Origin of the sequence: Serratia sp. 22264, assembly GCF_052045345.1 — a bacterium.
Taxonomy (GTDB): Bacteria; Pseudomonadota; Gammaproteobacteria; order Enterobacterales; family Enterobacteriaceae; genus Serratia; species Serratia plymuthica.
The window spans coordinates 1-557 of sequence record NZ_JBQEOY010000023.1 but is presented as its reverse complement, the minus strand read 5'-3'; the positions used below and the strand labels follow the sequence as shown (position 1 = coordinate 557).

Sequence of the window (557 nt, the reverse complement as noted above, 5' to 3'; positions counted from 1 at the left end):
CTGGCCATCATCAACGATCTGCGCAATTCCACCGCAACGGACAACGCTACCGTTTCGCAACAGCATGCCTTTGAGGCAGATATCGGTAGCAGCCTGCTGTATAAAACCGCAGCGACGCTTAGCACTTCGGCAGCCAGCGGCAATGCGACCGGCACTGTCAACACCGGCAGCAGCCATGTGCTGAGCAATGCGGAAACTGCCGTATTGCAAAACGTGATCCTCAACGCTACCGCGGCAACCACCGCCAACCTGCAGTTCGCCGATCACCTGGCCAACCTGACCATCAACGGCACCGCCGCTTCGACGGTCAATCTGTCAACCGACGGTGTTAACCCGGGTGTTGCAGTTACGGTTAACGACGCCAATGTGATCCTCAACGCCAGCTCCGGCGCTGACAAGGTTACCGTCACCAGCGCGGCTACGGTCAACACCGGCACCGGTGATTTTAACCTGGGTGCCGGCAACGACTCGCTGAAGTGGGCCGGTAACGCCGCTGTCAACGGTGCCAACACCGTAGGTGCCGGCATCAGCGGCAACGGTGGTGCGGGTACCGATGT

1 pseudogene is annotated in these 557 nt (G+C 59.8%); it reads left to right on the top strand.

Annotation, left to right across the window (positions count from 1 at the left end):
* Nucleotides 1-557, top strand: a pseudogene (locus ACTJJ1_RS25000) (DUF4214 domain-containing protein); the annotation flags it as partial.